Source organism: Massilia eburnea (genome assembly GCF_050709955.1).
In the GTDB taxonomy this organism is placed as follows: domain Bacteria; phylum Pseudomonadota; class Gammaproteobacteria; order Burkholderiales; family Burkholderiaceae_D; genus Rugamonas; species Rugamonas eburnea_A.
In genome coordinates this window covers 19,978-42,890 of record NZ_JBNZFX010000008.1, presented here as the reverse complement: position 1 = coordinate 42,890, position 22,913 = coordinate 19,978, and the positions used below count along the sequence as shown (strand labels likewise).

The window sequence follows — 22,913 nt, the reverse complement described above, 5'->3', positions numbered from 1 at the left end:
AACGTACAGCAAGAGCACAAAAATGACTCAATACCGCCTCACCCTGGCCGCACTGGCCGTCGCCTCCACCTTCGCCCCTGCCGCCTACGCGCAGGACCAGAAAATGACCGAAGTGGTCGTCTCCGCCAACCGCATTGCGGCCGAACGTGCTTCCGTGGCCGGTTTCAGCGAACAGCCTTTGCTGCAGACCCCTGCGTCCGTCAGCGTGCTGACCCGCGAACAGATTCAAGAACTGAACATCCGCAGCACCACCGACGCTGCCAAGTACGACGCCAGCATCGGCGACGCCTACAACGCGGTCGGCTATGCCGAACAGTTTTCGATCCGCGGCTTCAAGCTGAACAATGCCAACTCCTACCGCAAGGATGGCCATGCGATTTCCGGCGATACCCAGATCCCGCTGGAAAACAAGGAAAGCATCGAAGTGCTGCGCGGCCTGGCCGGCTTGCAGGCTGGCGTTGCGGCGCCGGGCGGCGTGGTCAATTACGTGACCAAGCGTCCGACCGACAACAACCTGCGTTCGGTGCTGTTTGAAGTGAGCGAGCGCGGCTCCGTACTGGGTACCGTGGACCTGGGCGGCCGCTTCGAAGACCGCCGCTTCGGCTACCGCTTCAACGCTGCGGGTGAACGCATGCGTTCCATCATCAAGGGCGCTGACGGCCACCGCAGCTTCGTGTCCGGCGCGTTCGACTTCCGCATCAGCCCACAGGCGCTGCTGCAGATCGACGCCGACTACCAGAAGAAATCGCAGAAGTCGGCGCCTGGCTTCCAGCTGATTGGCGGCACCAGCCTGCCGGTGGTCGATGCTGCCACCTTCCTGAACGACCAACCGTGGGCCAAGCCGGTGGAAACCGAATCGAGCAATATCGGCGTGAACTTCCAGTACCAGCTTTCGCCGGAATGGAAAGCAACTTTGAGCGCCAACCAGCACCGCTTCAAGCGCGATGACTATACCGCCTTCCCTTACGGCTGCTCCAGCGAGTCGCTGTGGCCGGGCTACTGCGCCAATGGCGACTACGATGTGTACGACTACCGCAGCCTGGGCGAAGAGAAGAAGCCGTTGTCCGCCAAGGCGCTGCTGAATGGCCGCTTTGCGACCGGTTCGATTCGCCATGAACTGGCTGCCGGCCTGTCCTTCTTCAGCAACCGTGAGAGCTGGGGCGACTACGTGTATGAATACGCTGGCGTGAGCAACATCTATCGCCCGGTCGCGGTAGCGATGACGGACAAACAAGTAGGACCGGTTTCCGAACGCCGCAACGACCATGAACGCTCGGCCTTCGTGCAGGACATCATCGGCCTGACCGATCAACTGGCGCTGCATACGGGCGTGCGCTATGCCTCCCTGCGCCGCAATGAACTGGGCCAGGCCGCGCCGGTGCGCGAGAATTTCTGGCTGCCGAATGTGGCGCTGGTCTTCACCCCCACCACCAAACTGTCCTACTACGCGAACTACGCACAGGGCCTGCAGTACGGCAGCGTGGCGCCGATGGGCACCACCAACCAGGCACGTGCGCTGGCGCCGGGCAAATCAAAGCAGGTGGAACTGGGCGCCAAGGCTGAAATCAACGGCATCACCCTGTCGACCGCGCTGTACCAGATCGACCAGGGCCTCGAGTTCACGGACCTGACCTCCAACACCTTCGTGCGCAATGGCCAGGAACGCCACCGCGGGCTGGAGTTCAGCGCGCAAGGCAAGGTGACGCGCGAGCTGCTGCTGGGCGCATCGATGGCTGCAATCCACACCGAGCAGGAAGGCACCGGCCTGGCGGACGTGGACGGCAAGCGCGTGACCAACGTGCCGAACTTCAAGTCGACCGTGTGGGCTGATTACGCTGTGACCGAAGTGCCAGGCCTGAAGCTGAATGCAAACTGGCAGTTCGCCGGCAAAAAGGCATTCGACAAAGAGAACAAGACCATGGTGCCGTCGTACCACGTGGTGAACCTGGGCGGCTCTTACGCAACCCGCGTGGGCGGTTCGGCCGTGATCCTGCGCGCGCAGGTGAAGAATGCCTTCGACAAGTTCTATTGGCGCGATGTGACGCCGGAACTGGGCGGCTACCTGTTCCCAGGCTCGCCACGCACCTTCCAGCTCTCGGCGCAGGTGGACTTCTAAAAGATGTACTGGGCGCGCATCGAGAAAGAGTTTGCTGCGCGCCCTGAGTTTTTGCCGAACAGGTAGGCTGCTTCGTATTTGAAGTGGCCCGCTTCACCGAAAAATGCCGGGCCGGCCCGGTGCGATTGTTTCTTCGACGGCAGCCAGTCATTCCACTTCCCTACTTCACCAAAGCCCTGCAGGCCAGGCGAGAACCAGTGCTTCCAGCGTTGCTTGACCTGCCATTGGTAGGCCAGCTCGGTTTCGTTGCGCTCGCCGTTGTCCATTTCGCGCTGGAAGAACAGGTTGAAGTTCAACTGCGTGCGCCAGATCTGCGCCTGCAGCACCGGGCCGATTTCGACGGCATAGCCATCTTCACGGCGCCGCGAGCGCTCCACCAGGGTGTGCAGCGCCAGGTCCACGTCGTATTGTCCCTGCGTCAGGAGGAAGTCGTTCTGCCATTCGATGCCGGTGTTGCGCGTTTGGCGGCCATCGCGCTGGAACCATTGCGTGGTGAGTTCGGTGTACCAGCGCGAAGTCACGCCGTAGCCGATACCGATTTCCGGGCTGGCGGTGTTGCGTGAGTTTTTGTAGTGCGCGTTCCAGTACTTGTAGTCGATTGAAGCCTGGCCTTCCACGTTATAGGTGGTGACCATGTAATAACCCGTCTCGCCAAACGCCGCCATGGGGAGCATGGCGGCCAACGCGAGCAGTTTTTTCATCGCTTCAATCTCCCAGGAGTTCGGCCACTTGCTTCAGTCGCTCTTCGAGCTCGCCCGCGATGCGCGTGTAAGGTACGCCGCGCCGGGCCAGTTCGCCGAGCAGGATCGCATCAATAATACCGCTGACATCCTGCTCTTCGTGATGAAGGCCGTCAGGTATCCATGCAAATTCAGGCTTGCAGACCAGAGTAATGTCGTATTGGCGCGACGATGCGAGGCTTTCGAGCTGCTGGTCGATGCCGCCGAAGTAGTGGATGCTATAGACCGCCGTCATCAACGGGGTGGTATCGCAAAACAGGAAGCGGCCCCCTTGCGCGGCTAGTGCGTCTTCCCGCGCCACCTGGGTAGTGGCGATGTGGAACTGGTCGGTCGATACGGGTACGCTCTGGCGCGTGTCGCAGAACTCGCGCAGGTATTCCGGCACCCATACGGCGCCGTAGCGCTGCGCCAGCGCTTGCGCCAGGGTGGTCTTGCCGGAGGATGCGGCGCCGATGATGGCGACGCGGTAAGGCTGCTTCATTTCCAGACGACTGCTTCTTCCGGCTCGTCGCTGCTGCCGTGCCAGGCCAGCAGGCCGGCAATCGCCATGGCGACGAACATGCCATACAGGACGGCCGTCAGCATCAGGCCTTTGTGGACATACAGGCCGACATAAAGCACGTCGACAATGATCCAGACGTGCCAGTTTTCGATCTTCTTGCGCGACAGGAGGGCTTGCCCCACCAGGCTGCCGGCAGTCAGGAAGGCGTCTGCATTGGGCACGTCGGTGTCGGTGAAGCGGCGCAGGAACCAGGCCAGGACACCGAAGCCCGCCAGCCAGGCCACGCCTGACCATACGCGGCCGCGCGCATTGAGCGTCGACACGGCCAGCTCCTTGCCGTGATTCCCATGCAGCCATTGGTACCAGCCCCAGAACGAAACCGCCATGAACACGCCCTGCAGCGCCATGTCGCCATACAGCTTGGCGCCGAAGAACACCACGCCGTAAGTTGCAGACGACAGGATCGCGAACAGCCAGGCCCAGTGGTTCTGGCGGATATTCAGCCACACGGTCAGCACGGCCAGCACGAACGACACCAGCTCCAGCGGAGTAGTGGCGGCAAGGCCGAACAGGGAGATGGTTTCGTTCATTTAGTTGCGCTTGGATGAAGGGGCTCATAGCGAGCCCCTTGTTTTGCTTACTTCTGCGGATACTTGATCGTCATTTCCTTCAGCAGGTTGTCCGCGTGGTCAACCTCCTTCATCACCCACAGCATGTAGCGTACATCCAGGTGGATGGCGCGCGTGATGTCGCGGTCGAAGTACCAGTCCTTGGTGATGGACTCGTAAGTGGAGTCGAAGTTCAGGCCCACCAGTTCGCCGCGCTTGTTGACGACCGCGGAGCCGGAATTACCGCCGGTGGTATCTGCCGAAGACAGGAAGTCGACCGGCACGGTGCCCAGCACCGGATCCTTGAACTGGCCGTAGCGCTTGGCCTTGACCGCATCGATCAGCGCTTTCGGCGCGTCGAACGGCTCCTTGCCGGTGTGCTTCTCGAGGATCCCTTCCACCGTGGTGAATGGACCTTTGGTGATGCCGTCGCGGCCCGGATAGGCCGACACGGTGCCGTAGGTCACGCGCAGGGTGGAGTTGGCGTCAGGGTAGACCGGCTTGCCCTGCGACTTCTTCCACGCAATCACGGCGCCCATGTACTGCGGGATGATCTTTTCCAGGTTGCCGTCCACTTCCTTGCGGCTCTCTTCCAGCGTCATGGCCACGCCATGCATGCGCACGGCCAGCTTGATGAACGGGTCGGTGGAGCGCTCGAAATCGGCCGGTGCCTTGTCCATCCAGGCCAGGCGCGTTGCGGTATCGGCCAGGCCGGTCTTCTGGTACATGCCTGGCACGTCGGCCAGCGCCGGGGTCAGGTTGTCCAGCCACTGCGGATGCGCCTTGGTCGGCAGCTTGACGTAGCGCTGCAGGCCGGCGACGTAGCGCGCCTGGTCGACCGAAGGCACCAGCGACTGCTCCAGGCGGCTCAGGCGGGCCTTGATATTGGCCAGGTCACGCTCCTGGAAGCCCGGTTCGCGGTCGGCGTCGGCCTTTTGCTTTTCCAGCGCCAGGCGGTACAGGGTGCGCGCGGATTTCAGCAAGTCGCTGTAGGTTGCCACGCCATAGGCAAACTCATCGTCGCCCAGGTCCATGTCGGCGGCGATGGCGGCATCCAGTTCCGCCAGCATCGCCGGCGAGGACTTGGGCTGCTTGCCGTACCAGCTGCGGAATTCCGCATCCTGCTTGTCCTTGATGGCAGCCAGGTCCTTGCGGGCGAAGCCGTCCAGCAGGCCCTGGGTTTTCTTCATGCGGTTGTTGATCGACTTGACCACGCTGGCGTAGCGCACCACGTCGTTGTCCTTGCCCTTGGTGGCGGCGGCAATGGCGTCGAGGTCGGCCTGGTAATCAGCCACCATGAGCGGGTAGCTGAGGTCACGCGCGTAGCGGATTTCCACCGGCAGCTTGTAGCGGCTGGTGCGGCCAGGGTAGCCCGCCAGCAGGATAGGATCGCCGTTCTTGAGGCCTTCGGCGGAAACCACCAGGAAGTCCTTCGATTTGTACGGCACGTTGTCGGGCGACGGATCGGCCGGCTTGCCGTCCTTGCCGACATAGGCGCGCAGGAAGGAATAGTCGCCGGTGTGGCGCGGCCACTCGTAGTTGTCGATGTCGCCGCCGTAGTTTCCGATCGATTCAGGTGGCGCGTACACCAGGCGCACGTCCTTGATCATCATCTGGCGGATGCGGTAATACTCGGCGCCGCGGTGGAAGGCCGGCACCGAGCAGCGGTAGTTCTTGTCGCTCTCGCAGTCGGCAATCAGCGCCTTGATGCGTTTTTTCACCTCGGCGTGGCGGTCCTTGCCGGCCAGCTTGTCGAGGCCGCCGTTTACGCGCTCGGTCACGTTGTCCACCTTGTCGGTCACGTAGACGCGGGTGGTCGGGCCGCCCGCCAGTTCTTCGGCGCGGGTCTTGGCCAGGAAGCCGTTGGCGATGTAATTCTTGTCGGCGGTCGAATTGCGCTGGATGGCGCCGTAGGCGCAGTGGTGGTTGGTGACCACCAGGCCCTCAGGGGACACGAACGACGCGGAGCAGCCGTCCAGCGACACCATGGCGCTCATCGGATGCTTGGACAGGTCGGCCAGGCGCTCGGCAGGGATGGTGATGCCGATGCGTTTCAGTTCCGCCCTCAGTTGCGGCAGTTGGTGCGGCTGCCACTGGCCTTCGTCGGCCTGGGCAGGTGCGAAAGCGGCCATGGCAGACACGATAGCTGCCGAAAGTGCGAGTTTTTTAGTCAAAACAGTCCCCTGATCGTATAAAAGCACCGGCAGTATATGCGTTCCGGGGCCCCAGGGCTATTGACTTTTTTACAACGGAAGCCGCACCGCCACGCGGCATCCCGCGCCCGGCTCATATTCGTTCAGCGCGAAGCTGCCGTGCAGCGCGTCGACGCGCTCCTGCATGCCGATCAGGCCGAAGGAGCCGGGCCGTTCGCGGCAGGCGGGCACGATGCCGATGCCGTTGTCCTCCACCTCCAGCAGCACCGCGCCCTCCGCCATCCCAAGCCGCACTGCCACCTGGGTGGCGCGCGAGTGGCGCAGCACGTTGACCAGCGCTTCCTGCACGATGCGGAACAGTACCAGGCTGGTTTCGCTGTCGATGCTCGCCAGCTCCGCGTCGCCCGGCAGGGCCAGTTCGTAATGCAGGCTGCTGCGGTGGCGGAAATCGTTCACCAGCCATTCCAGGGCCGCCGCCAGGCCCAGGTCCAGCACCGATGGGCGCAATTCGTTCATGATGCCGCGCACACTGCGCAGCGTGGCGTCGATGTTCTCCAGCGCTGCCGCCACGCGCCGCGCAAAGCGGGTCTGGCGGCCGCTCATGCGCTCGTTGAGCTGGGCGATGTCCAGCTTCAGCGCCAGCAGGTTCTGGCCCAGTTCATCGTGGATTTCGCGCGCGATACGCTTGCGTTCCTCTTCCTTGACCGCCGCCATGTGGGCCGACAGCTGGCGCAGCTGGCCATTGGCGTGCAGCAGTTCGGCGGTGCGCTGCACCACCCGCGTTTCGAGGTTGCGGTGCAGGTCCTGCAGGGCCGATTCGGCGTATTTGCGGCGGCTGATATCGGACAGCACAGCCACCACGCCGGCGACGCTGCCGTCCGGCCCGGCCAGGGTGCGCAGCGACAAAGTAGCCTGGTAGTCGCCGCCATCCGGGCGACGCCCGCAAAGTTCACCCTGCCAGGTGCCGCCATCCAGCACCATGATTGCCGCTTCCGCCCCGCATACGAGCGCCAGCTCGCTGCCGATGGCTTGCGCTTCGGTATAGCCGCTGATGGCGGAGAAGGCGGGATTGACGGCCACGATGGCGCCGTTGGCGTCGGCCACCGCCACGCCCTCGCCCAAGTAATCCAGCACCGCAAAGGCGCGGCGCAGCGCGATGTCGTTCTGTTCATGCGAGCGGATGTCGCTGACCACCATGCGGATCGCCTCGCCGGCGTGATCGAGGTTGGCTTCGATGCGCACCCGCCCGCCGCCGATGGCGTCAAACAGCTGCGCCTCCATGGTGGCGCTGGCGCCGTCGGCGTGCAGGGCAGCCAGCAGATGGCGCAAGCCCGGCTGGCAGGCCGGCGCCAGGAAGCGCTCCACCGGCTGCCCCGGCAGGTCCCGCAGCGGCATGGAAAACAAGGCTGCCGCCGCGCGGTTGGCGCCGGCGATCATGCCGTCGCGCGCCAGCGCCAGGTAGCATACCGGCGCCTGGTCGAACAGGCCTGCATAGCGCAGCAAGCCCTGCTCCACCTCCCGTTTCTGACGCTCGAGCTCCGCCAGTGCGGCACTCTGGACTTCAAGCTCCAGCTGGTTCACTTGCAGCTCATGCCATTGGCGCAGAGCGTCGGTTCGGGTCATTTCAGGCTGCCTCCTTCAGGCGTTAGTCGCGCTTCCAGCAGTTTGAGTTCGGTGACATTGACAAAGGTCAGCACCAGGCCGTCGATCACATTGTTGACGGTGCGGTAAGGCATGATGCGCACCATGAACCAGCGGCCGTCGCGGGTCGGGATCTGGCGCTCGCAGAACACCAGGGAGCGCAGAACTTCGGCCGCATCGTCACCCATGTCAGGATACACCAAGTCGTTGGCGATATCGCTCAGCGGACGATTCAGGTCGGTGGCGATCAGCTTGTACAACTGGGTGGCCTGGTTGGTGTAGCGCCGGATGTTCATCTGGCTATCCAGGAAGATGACGGCAATATCGGTGCTGTTCAGCAGGTTCTTCATGTCGCTGTTGACCAGCGACAGGTCGTCCACCTTGGACTGCAGTTCGGCGTTGACGGTGTACAGCTCTTCGTTGAGCGACTGCATTTCCTCCTTCGAGGTGGTCAGCTCCTCGTTGGTCGACTGCAGTTCTTCGTTGGTCGACTGCAGTTCCTCGTTGGCCGCCTTCAGTTCCTCGCGCGAGGTCTGCATTTCTTCGCGCACGGACTGCAGTTCCAGGCGCGACATGGTCAGTTGCTGCTCCAGTTCCTGCGGCCGGGTATCGGCGCCGCGGCTGCCGCGCTTGCGGGCCGGCATCTGCGCGGCGTTGAACGTCACCAGCAGGCTATGGCCGCCCTGGTTGTCTTCGCACACGATTTCGGCCGACATGTCCACCAGCAGCGATTGCGCGCCGTCCTTGAACAGCAGCTCGCGCACGGTTTCCTGGTTTTCGCTGCGGCTGGCGCGCTCGATCAGGTCGGCCAGCTCGTAGCGCAGGCCATCGCGCGCCATGGCGTGGATGTTCCAGTTGGCGCGGCCGGCGGCCGGCTCCAGGAAGGTGCCGGTGCGGCCGTGGATATACAGGATATCGCCTTCGGCATTGATCATGACAGCTGCCGGAGTGTGTGCCTTGAGCAGCAGGTGCTCTACTTGTGTCTGGATATTGCCATTCATGGTGATGGTGGTAACTTCGGTGGAACTCGGTTGCGCCGCCTTGGCGATCTTGGTCGGGAAATAGTTCGCCACGCGCTGTGTGCTCGCGTCCAGGCGGCGGTAGATGCGGCCGCAGCCGGGCACCGGTGTAAACAATTCGTTATAGCTTCCCGGCGTATCCGCGCTGCCCAGGACCAGCAATCCTTCCGGCTTCAAAGCGTAGTGGAACAACGGTATCAATTGCTCCTGCAGCTTTGGATTGAAATAGATTAGCAGATTGCGGCAGCTAAGAATATCGAGTTTGGTGAACGGCGGATCGGAGATGATGTTCTGCTGCGCGAAGATGATCATATTGCGCAGTTCCTTGCGGATGCGATAGCCGCCGCCGTCCGCCACGAAATAGCGCAGCAGCCTTTCATGCGACATCGCGTCTTCCACCCCGCGCCCGAATATGCCCTGGCGCGCCTTGTCGATGGCGTCGCCATGCAGGTCGGTGGCAAAGATTTGCAGCGAGTACTTGCCGCTGTCCTTGCCCGCTTCAATGGTCCGGCTGACCGCCTCATCGAACACCATGGCCAGGGTATATGCCTCCTCGCCGGTCGAACAGGCCGGCACCCAGGCCTTGAAATCGGCGCCGTTCGGATGCATTGCCAGCAACTCGGGAATCGAGATCCTGGACAAGTGATCCCACACGGCAGGATCGCGGAAGAAGCTGGTGACGCCGATCAGCATTTCGCGGAACAGCAGCTGCACTTCGGCAGGGTTTTCGCGCAGGTAGCCGACATACGATTCCATCGAGTCGAGCTGGTGCAGTTTCATGCGGCGCTCGATACGGCGCAGCACGGTGCTCATCTTGTACTCGGTGAAGTTGTTGCCGGTATGGCGCTGCAGCAGCGACATCAGCTCGCGCAAGGCCTGGCGCCGGGTTCGTGCCGCGCCATGCGCGCCACTATGCGGCACCGAACGCACCTGGCACAGCCACATCGGCATGGCCCCGGGCGGCGCGACAAAATCGGCCACGCCGGCCGTGATGGCGCTGCGCGGCATCGAATCGAATTTGGCGGAACTAGGTTCCTGTGCCAGCGTCACGCCGCCCGCTTCCTGGATCGCGCGCAGGCCGGCGGTGCCGTCGGTGCCCATGCCGGAGAACACCACGCCGGCCGCGGCCTGGCCCTTTTCCGCCGCCAGTGCGCGGAAAAAGGAATCGATCGGGTAACGCCCGTGCGGGTCGGCCGTTTCGACCGCCATCAGCCGGCCGTTGGAAAAAGCCAGGTCGAAACTCGGCGGCGCCACGTAGACATAGTCCGGCCGCACTTCGGTCGACTCGGAAATCTCGCACACCTCCATCGACGTGATACGGCGCAGCAGTTCGGGCAGCAGGCCGCGCCGCGATGGGTCCTGGTGCTGCAGCACGATGAATGCCATGCCGGTACGGGACGGCATGGAAGCGAGAAACTCGGAGATGGCGTCCAGCCCGCCGGCCGATGCGCCCATGCCGACAATCTGCACCGCATGGCGCTGGCGCGGCGCCTCGCTGGATTCCGTTTCAGCTGACACTAATGGGTTAGTCATCCCGCCATCATGCCAGTGCCTTATACAAATGGCAAACCACTTGTCGGTTACCGCGCACGCCAGCCGCCGCCCAGTGCCTGCACCAGCGCCACCGCGGTGGACTGGCGGTCCGCCTGCGCCTGCAGCAGGGCACGACGGGCGTTGAGCGCCGTCACCTGCGCCGTCACCACCTCGGTATAGCCGACCTGGCCGGCGCGGTAGCGGTTGAGCATTTGCTGCTCGACCTGGCTGGCGGCGGCGGCCGATGTCTCGCGCAGCGCTTGCTGCTGCGCCAGCGCCTTGCTGGCCGCCAGCTGGTTTTCCACATCGCCCAGCGCGTCCAGCACCGACTGGCGGTAATTGGCCACCGCCACGTCGCGCGCGGCGCTGGCCTGGTCGACCCGGGCACCGGTGGCGCCGGCATGGAACACGGCCTGCGCGGCGGACAGGCCGAGCGACCACAGTGTGTTGGAGGCACTGAACAAGCCGCCCAACTGGCTGCCGGCCACGCCGTAGCTGCCGCCCAGGCTGAGGCTCGGGAAATAGGCGCTGCGGGCGATGCCGATCTGCGCGTTGGCCGCCGCCACCCGGCGTTCGGCGGCGGCGATGTCGGGGCGCCGTTCCAATAGCGTCGAAGGCAGGCCGGCCGGAATGTCCGGCACTTGCAGCGCCCATGGCGCAGGCTGGAGAGTGAAATCGGCCGGCGCCTTGCCAAGCAGGATGGCGACGGCGTGTTCGAGCTGGGCGCGCTGGCGCTGCAAGGTCAGGCGGTCGGCGCTGGCGTCGGCAAGCTGGGTCTGGGCCTGCAGCAGGTCGGAGCTGGGCGCTACGCCGGCATTCACGCGGTTCTGGGTGATTTGCAGCACGCGCTGGTAGCCCTCCACCGTTTCGTCCAGCAGCCCCAGTTGGGCGTCCGACAAGCGCAGGCCGATGTAGTTGGCGGCCAGTTCGCCCTGCGCCGCCAGCCGCGCAGCCGCCACGTCGGCCTCGCTGGCCTGCGCGCTGGCCTGGGCGCCGCTGACGCCCGCGCGCAGCCGGCCCCACACGTCCGGCTCCCAGCTGGCGCCGATATTCACCCGGTACTGGCTGGCGCTGCGGGTGTCGCCACCGCCGCCGCTGCGGTTGGCGCTGGCGTCCAGCGTCACCACCGGGAACAGCTCAGCGCGCTGCTCGGCCACGGCGGCGCGCGCCTGCGCGTAGCGCGCCGCGGCCGCCGCCACGTTCTGGTTGTTCACTTCCACCTGCCGGGCCAGGTCGTTGAGCGTGGCGTCGCCGAACAACTCCCACCACGCGCCTTTTTCCAGCAGGTCGGCCGGCGCGGCGGGCTGCCAGCCTTGCGCCTCCTTGAATTCGGCGGACAGCGGCGCTGTCGGCACCTTGTATGCCGGGCCGGTGGCGCAGCCGGCCAGTGCCAGGGTGAACGCGCCGAGAATTTTTTTCATGATGTGGCCTTTGCGCCACGCAGGCGCAGCTTGTCGAGCAGCAGGTAGACCACAGGCGTGGTCAGTAAAGTGAGCAACTGGCTGGCGATCAGGCCGCCGATGATGGCGATGCCGAGCGGCTGGCGCAGCTCCGAGCCTTCGCCAAAACCGATCGCCAGCGGCAGCGCACCCAGGGCCGCCGCCATGGTCGTCATCAGGATCGGACGGAAGCGCAGCAGGCAGGCTTCCCGCACGGCGCTGTACGAATCCAGCCCGCGCGTGCGCTCCGCCTCCAGCGCAAAGTCGATGATCAGGATGGCGTTCTTCTTCACGATGCCGATCAGCAGGAACACGCCAATCAGGGCGATCAGCGAGAACTCCATGCGGAACAGCAGCAGCGCCAGCACCGCGCCTACGCCGGCCGAAGGCAGCGTCGACAGCACCGTGATCGGGTGCACCAGGCTTTCGTACAGCATGCCGAGGACGATGTAGATCACCACCAGTGCTGCCGCAATCAGCAGCGGCTGCTGCTGATTGGTTTCCTGCGCCGCGCGCGCCGTACCCTGGAAGCTGCCGCGCACATTGTTCGGCATGCCGATGGCGTTTTCCGCCTCTTTCACGGCTTGCTGCGCCTCGCCCAGGCTGGCGCCGTCGGCCAGGTTGAAGGAAACCGTGGTCGCCAGTTCGCCATCCTGATGGTTCACCGAGGCCGGGGTCGAGCGTTCGGAAAACGTGGCCAGCGCCGAGAGCGGCACCATCGCATCGGCCTGCGTGCTCAGCGCCGAACCGCCGGAAGGGTCGCGCATCCCGGCCCCGACCACCGAGGCGCCCGTGCTTACGGCCGCGCGCCGCCCTACGTAGACGTCGGCCAGCGCTTCAGGACTGCGCGCATATTCCGGCGCCACCTCCATCACCACCTTGTACTGGTTCAGCTCATCGTAAATCGTCGCCACCTGGCGCTGACCGAACGCGTTGTACAGCGCGTTGTCGACATCCTTCATGGAGAGGCCCATGCGCGACACCATGTCCTTGTCGGCCGCCACGAAGGTCTCTACGCCGTTGTCCGCCTGATCGGTATCCACGTCCACCAGCGCCTTCTGGCGCTTCATTTCATCGGCCAGGCGCGCCGCCCAGCGTTTCAGATCGGCGCGGTTATCGCTTTTCAGCGTGTACTGGTATGTGGAATTGCTCTGCCGCCCGCCCATGCGCAAGTCTTGCACGGTGTTCAGGAACAGCGACACGCCAGTCACCCGCGCCAGTTTGGGCCGCAAGCGCGCAATCACCTGCTGCCCTGTCGCGTCCCGCTCAGCCGCCGGCTTCAGGCTGACGAACATGAAGCCGCCGCCCGCCCGCGAGCCGCCGGTAAAGCCAACCACCGTCGCCACCGCCGGATCGTCGCGAATGATGTTCACCAGTTGCCGCAGCTTGCCCTGCATGGCCTGGAACGAGATGCTCTGGTCGGCGCGGATGCCGCCGTTGATCTGGCCGGTGTCCTGCTGCGGAAAGAAACCCTTCGGCGCCGCCGCATACAGGTAGACATTCAGCCCCACCACGAACACCAGTATCAGCATCACCAGCCACGCGCTGGAGAGTGCCCAGTCGAGCGACTTCTCGTACATGCGCAGCATCATGTCGAAGCCGCGCTCAAAGCAGCGCGACACGCGCCCCGGCGCCTGGTGCCCGGCGCCCGGGCGCAGCAGCCAGGCGCACAGCATCGGCGTGGTGGTCAGCGAGATCACCAGCGAGATCATCACCGCCGCCGACAAGGTGACGGCAAATTCGCGGAACAGCCGTCCCACCTGTCCGCCCATGAACAGCAGCGGAATGAACACCGCCACCAGCGACACGCTGATCGACAGCACGGTAAAGCCGACTTCCTTGGCTCCCTGCAGCGCGGCCGCGAAACGCTCCATGCCCTGCTCCATGTGGCGCGCGGTGTTCTCCAGCACCACGATGGCATCGTCCACCACGAAGCCGGTGGCCACCGTGAGCGCCATCAGGCTAAGGTTGTTCAGGCTGAAACCCAGCAAATACATCACGCCAAAGGTGCCCAGCAGCGACACCACGGTCGCAATGGCCGGGATCACGGTCGCGCGGGCGCTGCGCAGGAAGGCGCTCACCACCAGCACCACCAGCACGATCGAGATCAGCAGCGTGAATTCGATTTCCAGCAGCGACGAGCGGATCGAATTGGTACTGTCCGACGCCACTTGCAGCTTCACGTCCGGCGGCAACTGGGCCTGCAACTGCGGCAGCAAGGCACGCACCGCATCCACCGTTTCGATCACGTTGGCGCCCGGCTGGCGCGTCACCAGCACGATCACGGCCGGCTCGCCGTTGAACAGGCCAAGCGTGTTACGGTTCTCGGCGCCGTCCGTCACCTCCGCCACGTCGTCGAGCCGGATCGCAGCGCCGTTGCGCCACGCCACCACCAGGTCGCGGTAATCGGCCGCGCTGCGGCCACCGCTGGCGGTCGATGCCGCCGAATAGATCTGCAGGCGCCGCCCTTCCACCTCGATCGTCCCTTTGGGCCGGTTGGCATTGGTGGCCTGGATCGCCGCCCGCACGTCTTCCGACGCGACACCATAACGGTTCAGCGCAAACGGCAGCAGTTCGACACGCACTGCAGGCAGCGAGCCGCCGCCGATCTCCACGTCGCCAACGCCCTTCACCTGCGCCAGCTTCTGCTGCACGATGTTCGACACCGACTCATACACCTGCCCCGGGCTGCGCGTTGCCGATGTCAGTGCCAGGATGATCACCGGCGCATCGGAAGGATTGGCCTTGCGGTAGGTAGGGTTGCTGCGCAGCGTGGCCGGCAGGTCGGCACGCGAGGCATTGATGGCCGCCTGCACTTCGCGCGCCGCCGCGTCGATCTTGCGGTTCAACTCAAACTGCAGGTTGACGCGCGTCGAGCCGCTGCCGGACGAGGAAGTCACTTCGTTTACACCGGCGATCACCGCCAGGCGCCGCTCCAGCGGCGTGGCCACACTGCTTGCCATGGTATCCGGACTGGCGCCGGGCAGGCTGGCGCTGACCGAGATCGAAGGGTAATCCACCTGCGGCAGCGGCGACACCGGCAGCACGAAAAAGGCCGCGATGCCGGCCAGCGCCAGCCCGATCGTCAGCAGCACCGTGGCGATCGGACGGCGGACAAAGGGCTCGGACAGGTTCATGCCGGCTCCTCGCGGCCCCGGCGCCTGCGCTGCGCCAGGCGGTCGAAGGCCAGGTAAATCACTGGCGTGGTGTACAAGGTGAGCAACTGGCTGACAATCAGGCCGCCAAAGATCGACAAGCCCAGCGGCCGGCGCAACTCGGCGCCTTCGCCCCAACCGAGCATCAGCGGTACCGCCGCAAACAGCGCCGCCATGGTGGTCATCAGGATAGGCCGCAACCGCAGCAGCGCCGCCTGGTGGATCGCCTCGCGCGGCGCCATGCCCTGCTCGCGCTCGGCCTCGATGGCGAAGTCGATCATCATGATGGCGTTTTTCTTGACGATGCCGATCAGCAGGATGATGCCGATAATGCCGATCACGCCCAGCTCCTGCCCTGTCAGCATCAGCGCCAGCAACGCACCGACGCCGGCCGACGGCAGCGTGGACAGGATGGTCAGCGGGTGGATATAGCTTTCGTACAGCACCCCCAGCACGATGTAGACGCACACCACCGCCGCCAGGATCAGCCACAGCTGGTTGCTCAGCGAAGCCTGGTAGGCGCCCGCCGCGCCGAGGAAGGTCAGGCTGACCGATTGCGGCAAGCCCACTTCCTTCGCAGCTTCGCGGATCGCGTCCACCGCCTGCCCCAGCGCCACGCCCGGCGCGGCATCGAAACCGATGGTGGTGGCGGGGTATTGCGCCACATGGGTGACCTGCAGCGGCGCCGGGCGCTCCTGCACGCTGGCGATGGCCGACAAAGGTGTCGGCTTGCCGCTGCCGGTGCGCAGCTGCAGGTTGCCCAGCGCTTCCGGCGTGTCCATGCGGTCCTGGTCGGCTTCCAGGATCACGCGGTACTGGTTGGTCTCGGTGAAAATGGTGGAGACAATGCGCTGGCCGAAGGCGCTGTACAGCGCATCGTCGACGGCGGCGGCAGTGATCGACAGCCGCGACGCCGTATCGCGGTCGATGCTGACGTAAGCGCCGGCACCGGTGGCGCCTACGTCGGACACCACGTTGCGCAGGCGCTCCTTGCCCGCCATGCGCTCCGACAGTTTGGTCGCCCATTCGGATACGCTGGCGCTATCGGCGCCTTCCAGCGAGACGCGGTACTGGGTCGGGCCGCTTTCGGCATCGATGGTCAGGTCCTGCGTTGGCTGCAGGTAAAGCTTGACGCCCGCCACCTGTGACACGCGCTTGCGCAGGCGTTCCATCACAACCTGCAGCTTGTCGCGCTCCGGTTTCAGGTTGACCAGCATGCTGCCGGTATGCAGCATGGTATTGTTGCCGGCGTCGACGCCGACCACGGAGCTGAGCGAGGCCACAGAGGGGTCGTCCAGGATGGCACGCGCGGCTTGCTGCTGCAGTTGCGCCATGCGCTCGTAAGAAACGGTCTGCGCCGCTTCGATGCGCGCTTGCAGTTGCCCGGTGTCTTGCGTTGGGAACAAGCCTTTCGGAATCCACAGGTAGAGCAGCACCGTCAGCACCAGCGTTGCCAGCGCCACCAGCAGGGTCAGGCCTTGCCGCTCCAGCACCCATTGCAGGGTGCCGTCGTAACGTTTGACCAGGCGGTCGAATAGGGTCGCCTCATGCTCCTTATGCTCGGCCAGCCAGCGGCCCGACATCATCGGCACCAGCGTCAGCGACACCACCGCAGAAATGAGGATGGTGATGGCCAGCGTGACGGCGAATTCACGGAACAGGCGTCCCACCACATCGCCCATGAACAGCAGCGGGATCAGCACGGCGATCAGCGACACCGTCAGGGAGATGATGGTGAAGCCGATCTGCTGCGCGCCTTTCAGGGCGGCGCTCATCGGGCTTTCGCCCTGCTCGATATGGCGCGCGATGTTCTCGATCATCACGATGGCGTCGTCCACCACGAAACCGGTGGCGATGGTGAGCGCCATCAGGCTGAGGTTATTCAGGCTATAGCCAAGCAGGTACATGACGCCGAAGGTGCCGACCAGCGAGATCGGCACCGCCAGGCTGGCGATCACCGTGGCGCGCGGGCTGCGCAGGAAGGCGAAGATCACCAGCACCACCAGCACCACCGCCAGCAGCAGCTCAAGTTCCACGTGCAGCACCGAGGCGCGGATGCCGTGGGTGCGGTCGCTCAGCACCGCTACTTCAATGGCGCCGGGCAGGCTGGCCTGCAGCTCCGGCAGGCGCTCCTTGATCGCATCCACCGTGGCGATCACGTTGGCGCCCGGCTGGCGTTGCACGTCGAGGATGATGGCGGGCGTCAGGCCGGCCCAGGCGCCGAGCTTGACGTTTTCCGCGCTGTCCACCACGCGCGCCACGTCCTGCAGCCGGACCGGCGCGCCGTTGCGGTAGGAGACAATCAGCTGGCGGTAATCATCGGCCGCCAGCAACTGGTCATTGGCGTTGATGGTAAAGGCGCGCGCTGGCCCGTCGAAACTTCCCTTGGCGCTGTTCGCGTTGGCCGCCGTGATGGCGGTGCGCAGCGTGTCCAGGCCAAGGCCGTAGCTGGCCAGCGCTTGCGTGTCGGCCTGGATGCGCACGGCGGGGCGCTGGCCGCCGCCCAGCGTGACCAGGCCGACGCCGTTGACCTGGCTGATTTTCAGCGCCAGCCGCGTGTTAACGATGTTCTGCACTTCCGTTAGCGGCATGGTTTTGGAGGTGATGGCCAGCGTCAGCACCGGCGCATCGGCCGGGTTCACCTTGGCGTACACAGGCGGCGCCGGCAGGTCGGTCGGCAGCAGCGAACCGCCGGCGTTGATGGCTGCCTGCACTTCCTGCTCCGCCACGTCCAGCGTCTGGCCCAGGCCGAATTGCAGCGTGATGATGGAGACGCCGGCGGCGCTGGTGGAACTCATGCGCTGCAGCCCGGACATCTGCCCGAACTGGCGCTCCAGCGGCGCCGTGACCGTGCGGCCCATCACTTCCGGGCTGGCGCCAGGGTACAGGGTCCGTACCTGGATGGTTGGAAAATCGACCTGCGGCAGCGCCGACAGCGGCAGGAAGCGATAGCCAAGCAGGCCGGCCAGCACGATGGCCAGCATGAACAGCGCCGTCGCCACCGGCCGCTGGATGAATGGCGCCGATGGACTCATCGCGTCGCGCCGTCCGGCACCGCGGCAGGAGCGCCAGAAGCGCCAGAAGCGGCGGCGCCGGCTGCCGCGTCGCCACGATTCCGCCCTGCCCGTCCCTCGCGGCGCGAGCGTCCGGAATGTTCGCCGTCCGCCCCCGCCCGCTGCGAAGGCAATGTTACGCGCGCCCCGTCCTTGATGCGGTCCGCCCCCTCGGTAATCACCTGCTCGCCCGCCGCCAGGCCGCTCTCGATCTGCACCTTGTCCACGGTGGCAATCCCGCGCTTGACCGGCCGCAGCGAGGCGGTCTGCCCATCCTGCAGCACGTACACGTAATCGCCCGAAGAACCATGCCGCAACGCCGTCACCGGCACCACCACCGCATCCTTGATGGTACGCAGCTCGAGCCGCACGTTCACGAACTGGCTCGGGAACAAGGAAGAACCTGCATTGGCAAAGCGCGCCTTGGCCATCACGGTGCCGGTCTGGGTATCGACCTGGTTATCCAGCGCGTAAAACTCCCCCTTCTCCAGCACCGTGCTGCGCGTGCGGTCATACGCCAGCGCCGCCATGCGGCCACCCGCACCATCGCCGGCGCGCGGCGCCAGTTCCGAAACCCGATCCTGTGGAACGGCAAACTCCACATCGATCGGCGCCAACTGCGTGATCACCGCAATCCCGGCGGCGTCGCTGGAGCCAACCAGGTTGCCGATATCGACCACCCGCAAGCCGACCCGCCCGCTGATCGGTGCCACGACCTTGGTATAGCCAAGGTTCAGGCGCGCCGTACCTTCATTCGCGCGATCGGTGGTGACCGTGCCCTGCAGCTGCTTGACCAGCGCCGCCTGCGTATCGACATCCTGCCGCGCAATCGAATCCTGCGACAACAAGGTGCGGTAGCGTTCAAGCGTCAGGCGCGCGTTCTCAAGTTGCGCCTCGTCCCGCTCGCGCTGGCCGGAGGCCTGCATCAGCTGCAGCTCGAACTGGCGCGGGTCGATTTGTGCCAGCACCTGGCCAGCCTTTACCATCTGGCCTTCCTTGAAGAGGACTTTCTGCAGGATGCCGGAGACTTGCGGACGGACGGTCGTGGTGGCAGCGGCGGTCACCGTGCCAAGTGCGTCCAGGGTCACCGGCAAATCGGCCTTTTCGGCAGTCGCCACGCCAACCGTGGCGGCGGGGCCGCGGCCGCTGCGCCCACCCCGGCCGCCGGCACCCTGGCCGGCCGCGCCGCCACCCGCTCCAGCAGCAGCCCGGGTACCCGAACCACCCGGCCCGCCCTCGGCAGGGCCGCGGTGGGTCAGGTACCAGGCCAGGCCGCCCAGGGCCAGCATCCCGAGCAGGGCGACAACTCCCCCAATCCAGCGCGCCCGCTTGCTGGCGCGAGGTTTCGACGGGGCATTGGGTGTTGTTGGAGTCTCCATAAGGCGACCCTTTCTTCTTTTGGGTGATGTTCGAATTGACTCTAGCACACGGTCCTTGCCCAAATGCGTTAGGCAAGAAACATGGGAAACAATTCAGACGCCCTGGCGCCCCAAAAGAAAAGCCGCCAGACTGGCTGGCGGCTTGGTTCCTGTAATAACTGCTTACAAAGATGCTACAAACTAATCAGGCGAACTGCAGAGGCAATGGGTCAGCGCCATGAACGGTTTGCGCTGGGCAGTCATTTCGTTCAGCCAGTTCAGGTCCTGCACCACTTCGGTGGCTACGCCAGCCGGCACGCCGGCAGGCAGCAGCGAAGTGCGCGCCTGGTCGCCGAAGGCCTTGGCGGCAGCCGCTTTCGCGGTCGAAGCGCCGAAGAACTCCAGCACCTTGTCGAAGCGCGAGACCTCACGCTCGATGTAGACGATGCGCGGTTCGCCGCTCAGCTTGGCGCGCTGCGCCGCCGCTTTCAAGGCGTCGGTGTAGCCGCCCAGCGTATCGACCAGGCCGCGCTCTTTTGCCTGTGCACCAGTCCAGACACGGCCCTGGCCCACGGCATCGATCTTGTCAGCCGTGGTATTGCGAGCCTTGGCTGCCTTGGCAGTGAATTCCTGGTAGGTATGGCCAATCACGCCCTGGATCAACTGGCCGAAACGCGGGTCCATCGGGCGCAGCGGATTGCCCGCATCGCCCAGCCAGGTGGTGGTCTGGCCCGCAGTATGGATGCCAAGCTTGTCGATCACCTTGTCCACGGTCGGGAACAGCGCGAACACGCCGATAGAACCGGTGATGGTGGCCGGATCGGCAAACACCTCGTCCGATGCCATCGAGATCCAGTAGCCGCCGGAAGCAGCCACATTGCCCATCGAGACGATCACCGGCTTGCCGGCTGCGCGGGTCAGTTCCAGTTCGCGGCGGATCAGCTCCGAGCCGAATGCGCTGCCGCCAGGCGAGTCAACGCGCAGCACTACCGCCTTGATCGCGCTGTCTTCGCGCGCCATGCGCACCAGGCGTGCCGTCGACGCGCCGCCGATCTGGCCGGCCGGCGCATCGCCGTCGCTGATCTCGCCAACTGCCATCACCACGCCGATCGCGTCGCCGGTCAGTTTCGGGAACACGCGCGCCAGGTAATCGTGATAGCCGACCTGGCGGAAAGACTTGGCAGCTGGATCGTCGACGCCGCGCTTGGTCATCAGCACGCGCAGTTCATCCTTGGTTTTCAAGCCGTCGACCAGCTTGGCGTTCAGCGCCACTTGCGCCAGGTTGCCCTTGGTCTCGGCAACCAGCGCCGGCAGGTTGTCGATCGCCTTCATCAGCGAGCCTTCCGGCATCTTGCGCGACTTCTCCACCTGGGCGGTGTAGCGCGCCCACAGGTCGTTGTACAGGAAGGCATCGGCTTCCGCAGCGGCCGGCGAAGGGCCGTTGGCGATGAACGGTTCGGCAAAGCTCTTGTAGGTGCCGACCTTCATCAGGTTGACGGTCACGCCCACCTTGTCCAGCGCATCGCGGTAGTAATTGCGGTACTTGCCGAAACCATCGAGGAACACCGCGCCCATCGGGTGCAGGTAGACTTCATCGGCATGGATCGCGATCTGGTACTGGCGCTGGTTATAGCTGGAACCCCAGGCCACCACCTTCTTGCCGCTGGCCTTGAAACGGTCCACCGCCGAGCCGATTTCGCGCAGCATGGCCTGGCCGCCGCCTTGCATCTCGTCCAGCACCAGCACGGCGCCGCCGATTTGCGGATCCTTGGCGGCCGCATCGAGCACGTTCAACACATCGCGCAGTTGCACCGATTTGTGCACTTCGCCGCCGGCCAGGCCGGCCATCAGCGCGTCGCGGCTGCTGCCGGACGATTGCTCCACCAAAGCGCCTTCCAGGTTCAGGACCAGCATGGTCTTGTCGCCCAAAGGCTTGACGCCGCCGCCGAAAATGGCGGCGATCAGCAGCACCACGATCAGCAGGAACAGGAAGTTCATGGTGGCGCGGCGGCTCTTATCCACTGCGCCCCAGAACCAGGCAAATCCACCACGGACATACGAGAAAACAGGGCGGGACATCTCTACTCCTAATGCAAAAAATGTAACTACCTCACACTATAAGCGACATTCGCCTTGCAGGGTGAAGAAATCAAATACAGCCCAGCCATGACCAGCAGGCCGTTGAGGACCAGCAGCTCCAGCCCAATGCGGTAGCTGCCGAACAGGTTTTGCTGGTTGAAGTCGACCAGGGCGCACAGCAGCGGCCCGGCCAGCGCAACCCAGGGCACCAGCTTGTCGTTCACGGCCCGCTTGCTGAGCAGGCCGAAGGCGAACAGGCCGAGCAGCGGGCCGTAAGTGTAGCCGGCCAGTTTCAGGATCATGCCGATCATGCTGGCGCTGTCGATCCATTTGAACACCATCACCAGCAGCAGGAACAGTGCGCAGAACGCCAGGTGCACCCGGTGGCGGATGCGCAGTTGCGCGCCCTCGCCCAGGTCATCGCGCCGTTTCAGGCCCAGGATGTCGATGCAGAAGGACGACGTCAGTGCCGTGATCGCGCCGTCCGCGCTCGGGAACAAGGCGCTGATCAGGGCAATGATGAACACCAGTTGCAGCAGCGCCGGCAGATGGCCCATGACCACGGCCGGGAAAATTTTGTCGCCGGTGGCCGCCACGCCAACCTGCGGCGCATACAGATACAGCAGGCCTCCGAGGAACAGGAACAGCGTGAGCACCCCGGCCAGGATGGCGTTCAGCGCCAGCATGTTTTTCTGCGAATCGCCCAGCGTCTTCACCGAGATATTCTTCTGCATCATCTCCTGGTCCATGCCGGTCATGGTGATGACGATGAAAAAGCCGGCCACGATCTGCTTCCAGTAGTGGCCCGGGCTGTCGATATCCGTCGTGAAAACGCGCGCCAGGCCGGCCGAGCGCATGCGCTCCAGGCTGTCCAGCAAGCCCAGGTCCATCTCGTTCATCAGGAACACCGTGCAGGCCACCAGGCCAAACAGCATGCCCGTGGTTTGCAGCGTATCGGTCCAGACAATGGTCTTCACGCCGCCTTCATATGTATACAGCAGGATCATCGCCAGGATCACCAGGTTGGTCAGCCAGAACGGCACGCCAAGGCTGTCCAGGATCACGGCCTGCAGGATATTCACCACCAGGTACAGGCGCGCCGTCGCACCCAGGGTGCGCGACAAGATGAAGAAAGCCGCCCCGCTCTGGTAAGAGCGGCGGCCCAGCCGCACATCGAGGTAGTGATAGATGGACGTCAGCTTGAGCCGGTAGTACAGCGGCAGCAGCACATAGGCCACGGCGATATAGCCCAGCACATAGCCGAGCATGATCTGCATATAGCCAAAGCCGTCGCGCCCCACCGCGCCCGGCACGCTGATGAACGTCACGCCGCTCAGCGTGGTGCCCACCATGCCGAAGGCCACCAGCATCCAGTTCGAACTCTTGTTCCCGATGAAGAAGCTGTCGTTGTCGGCATTGCGCGAAGTGGCCCAGGCCACGCCAAGCAGCAGGCCGAAATAGGCCAGCACCACGAGGAACAGTGAAACAGGTGACATTTTATTATCCAGCCATGAAAC

At 64.6% G+C, this 22,913-nt stretch carries 13 protein-coding genes; 1 reads left to right on the top strand and 12 read right to left on the bottom strand.

What is annotated here, in order from left to right:
• The first annotated feature begins 22 nt into the window (after nucleotides 1–22).
• Entirely contained in the window at nucleotides 23–2,116 is a 2,094-nt protein-coding gene (locus ACQ4MM_RS06800; protein WP_431476680.1) for a TonB-dependent siderophore receptor, read from the top strand.
• On the opposite strand, the gene ACQ4MM_RS06795 is transcribed toward ACQ4MM_RS06800, so the two are convergent.
• The 12 genes from ACQ4MM_RS06795 to ACQ4MM_RS06740 all read right to left on the bottom strand — a co-directional run bounded on the left by ACQ4MM_RS06795 (nucleotide 2,113) and on the right by ACQ4MM_RS06740 (nucleotide 22,892).
• A complete protein-coding gene (locus ACQ4MM_RS06795) occupies nucleotides 2,113–2,817 on the bottom strand; it encodes a hypothetical protein (protein WP_431476679.1) in 705 nt (234 codons plus the stop codon). The genes ACQ4MM_RS06800 and ACQ4MM_RS06795 overlap by 4 nt on opposite strands.
• Before the next feature lie 4 nt (nucleotides 2,818–2,821).
• Nucleotides 2,822–3,337 (bottom strand): AAA family ATPase, encoded by a 516-nt coding sequence (locus ACQ4MM_RS06790; RefSeq protein WP_431476678.1) that lies wholly within the window; start codon nucleotides 3,335–3,337, stop codon nucleotides 2,822–2,824.
• Nucleotides 3,334–3,948, bottom strand: a complete 615-nt coding sequence (gene pnuC, locus ACQ4MM_RS06785) for a nicotinamide riboside transporter PnuC (protein WP_431476677.1) — start codon at nucleotides 3,946–3,948, stop codon at nucleotides 3,334–3,336. Before pnuC ends, ACQ4MM_RS06790 begins: the two co-directional genes overlap by 4 nt.
• A gap of 47 nt (nucleotides 3,949–3,995) precedes the next feature.
• Nucleotides 3,996–6,140, bottom strand: a complete 2,145-nt coding sequence (locus ACQ4MM_RS06780) for a S46 family peptidase (RefSeq protein ID WP_431476676.1) — start codon at nucleotides 6,138–6,140, stop codon at nucleotides 3,996–3,998.
• Between the two features lie 69 nt (nucleotides 6,141–6,209).
• Nucleotides 6,210–7,742: a PAS domain-containing sensor histidine kinase gene (locus ACQ4MM_RS06775; RefSeq protein WP_431476675.1), complete on the bottom strand. Its 1,533-nt coding sequence runs from the start codon at nucleotides 7,740–7,742 to the stop codon at nucleotides 6,210–6,212.
• Nucleotides 7,739–10,312, bottom strand: a complete 2,574-nt coding sequence (locus ACQ4MM_RS06770; protein WP_431476674.1) for a chemotaxis protein CheB — start codon at nucleotides 10,310–10,312, stop codon at nucleotides 7,739–7,741. Before ACQ4MM_RS06770 ends, ACQ4MM_RS06775 begins: the two co-directional genes overlap by 4 nt.
• A 47-nt stretch (nucleotides 10,313–10,359) precedes the next feature.
• Nucleotides 10,360–11,733: an efflux transporter outer membrane subunit gene (locus tag ACQ4MM_RS06765; protein ID WP_431476673.1), complete on the bottom strand. Its 1,374-nt coding sequence runs from the start codon at nucleotides 11,731–11,733 to the stop codon at nucleotides 10,360–10,362.
• A complete protein-coding gene (locus ACQ4MM_RS06760; protein WP_431476672.1) occupies nucleotides 11,730–14,888 on the bottom strand; it encodes an efflux RND transporter permease subunit in 3,159 nt (1,052 codons plus the stop codon). The genes ACQ4MM_RS06765 and ACQ4MM_RS06760 overlap by 4 nt, the downstream gene beginning before the upstream one ends.
• Nucleotides 14,885–17,941: an efflux RND transporter permease subunit gene (locus tag ACQ4MM_RS06755; protein ID WP_431476671.1), complete on the bottom strand. Its 3,057-nt coding sequence runs from the start codon at nucleotides 17,939–17,941 to the stop codon at nucleotides 14,885–14,887. The genes ACQ4MM_RS06760 and ACQ4MM_RS06755 overlap by 4 nt, the downstream gene beginning before the upstream one ends.
• A complete protein-coding gene (locus ACQ4MM_RS06750; RefSeq protein ID WP_431476670.1) occupies nucleotides 17,938–19,338 on the bottom strand; it encodes an efflux RND transporter periplasmic adaptor subunit in 1,401 nt (466 codons plus the stop codon). The genes ACQ4MM_RS06755 and ACQ4MM_RS06750 overlap by 4 nt, the downstream gene beginning before the upstream one ends.
• A gap of 180 nt (nucleotides 19,339–19,518) precedes the next feature.
• Complete coding sequence (gene sppA, locus ACQ4MM_RS06745; protein ID WP_431476669.1) at nucleotides 19,519–21,396, bottom strand: signal peptide peptidase SppA; 1,878 nt, start codon at nucleotides 21,394–21,396, stop codon at nucleotides 19,519–19,521.
• A gap of 26 nt (nucleotides 21,397–21,422) precedes the next feature.
• A complete protein-coding gene (locus tag ACQ4MM_RS06740) occupies nucleotides 21,423–22,892 on the bottom strand; it encodes a sodium:solute symporter (protein ID WP_431476668.1) in 1,470 nt (489 codons plus the stop codon).
• Nucleotides 22,893–22,913 lie beyond the last annotated feature (21 nt).

Bases quoted from the DNA above. Each gene is read 5' to 3' on its own strand.
- ACQ4MM_RS06760 (WP_431476672.1), bottom strand. From the start codon at position 14,888: ATGAACCTGTCCGAGCCCTTTGTCCGCCGTCCGATCGCCACGGTGCTG.
- ACQ4MM_RS06795 (WP_431476679.1), bottom strand. From the start codon at position 2,817: ATGAAAAAACTGCTCGCGTTGGCCGCCATGCTCCCCATGGCGGCGTTT.
- pnuC (WP_431476677.1), bottom strand. From the start codon at position 3,948: ATGAACGAAACCATCTCCCTGTTCGGCCTTGCCGCCACTACTCCGCTG.
- ACQ4MM_RS06740 (WP_431476668.1), bottom strand. From the start codon at position 22,892: ATGTCACCTGTTTCACTGTTCCTCGTGGTGCTGGCCTATTTCGGCCTG.
- ACQ4MM_RS06775 (WP_431476675.1), bottom strand. From the start codon at position 7,742: ATGACCCGAACCGACGCTCTGCGCCAATGGCATGAGCTGCAAGTGAAC.
- ACQ4MM_RS06750 (WP_431476670.1), bottom strand. From the start codon at position 19,338: ATGGAGACTCCAACAACACCCAATGCCCCGTCGAAACCTCGCGCCAGC.
- ACQ4MM_RS06800 (WP_431476680.1), top strand. From the start codon at position 23: ATGACTCAATACCGCCTCACCCTGGCCGCACTGGCCGTCGCCTCCACC.
- ACQ4MM_RS06790 (WP_431476678.1), bottom strand. From the start codon at position 3,337: ATGAAGCAGCCTTACCGCGTCGCCATCATCGGCGCCGCATCCTCCGGC.
- ACQ4MM_RS06770 (WP_431476674.1), bottom strand. From the start codon at position 10,312: ATGACTAACCCATTAGTGTCAGCTGAAACGGAATCCAGCGAGGCGCCG.
- sppA (WP_431476669.1), bottom strand. From the start codon at position 21,396: ATGTCCCGCCCTGTTTTCTCGTATGTCCGTGGTGGATTTGCCTGGTTC.
- ACQ4MM_RS06765 (WP_431476673.1), bottom strand. From the start codon at position 11,733: ATGAAAAAAATTCTCGGCGCGTTCACCCTGGCACTGGCCGGCTGCGCC.
- ACQ4MM_RS06755 (WP_431476671.1), bottom strand. From the start codon at position 17,941: ATGAGTCCATCGGCGCCATTCATCCAGCGGCCGGTGGCGACGGCGCTG.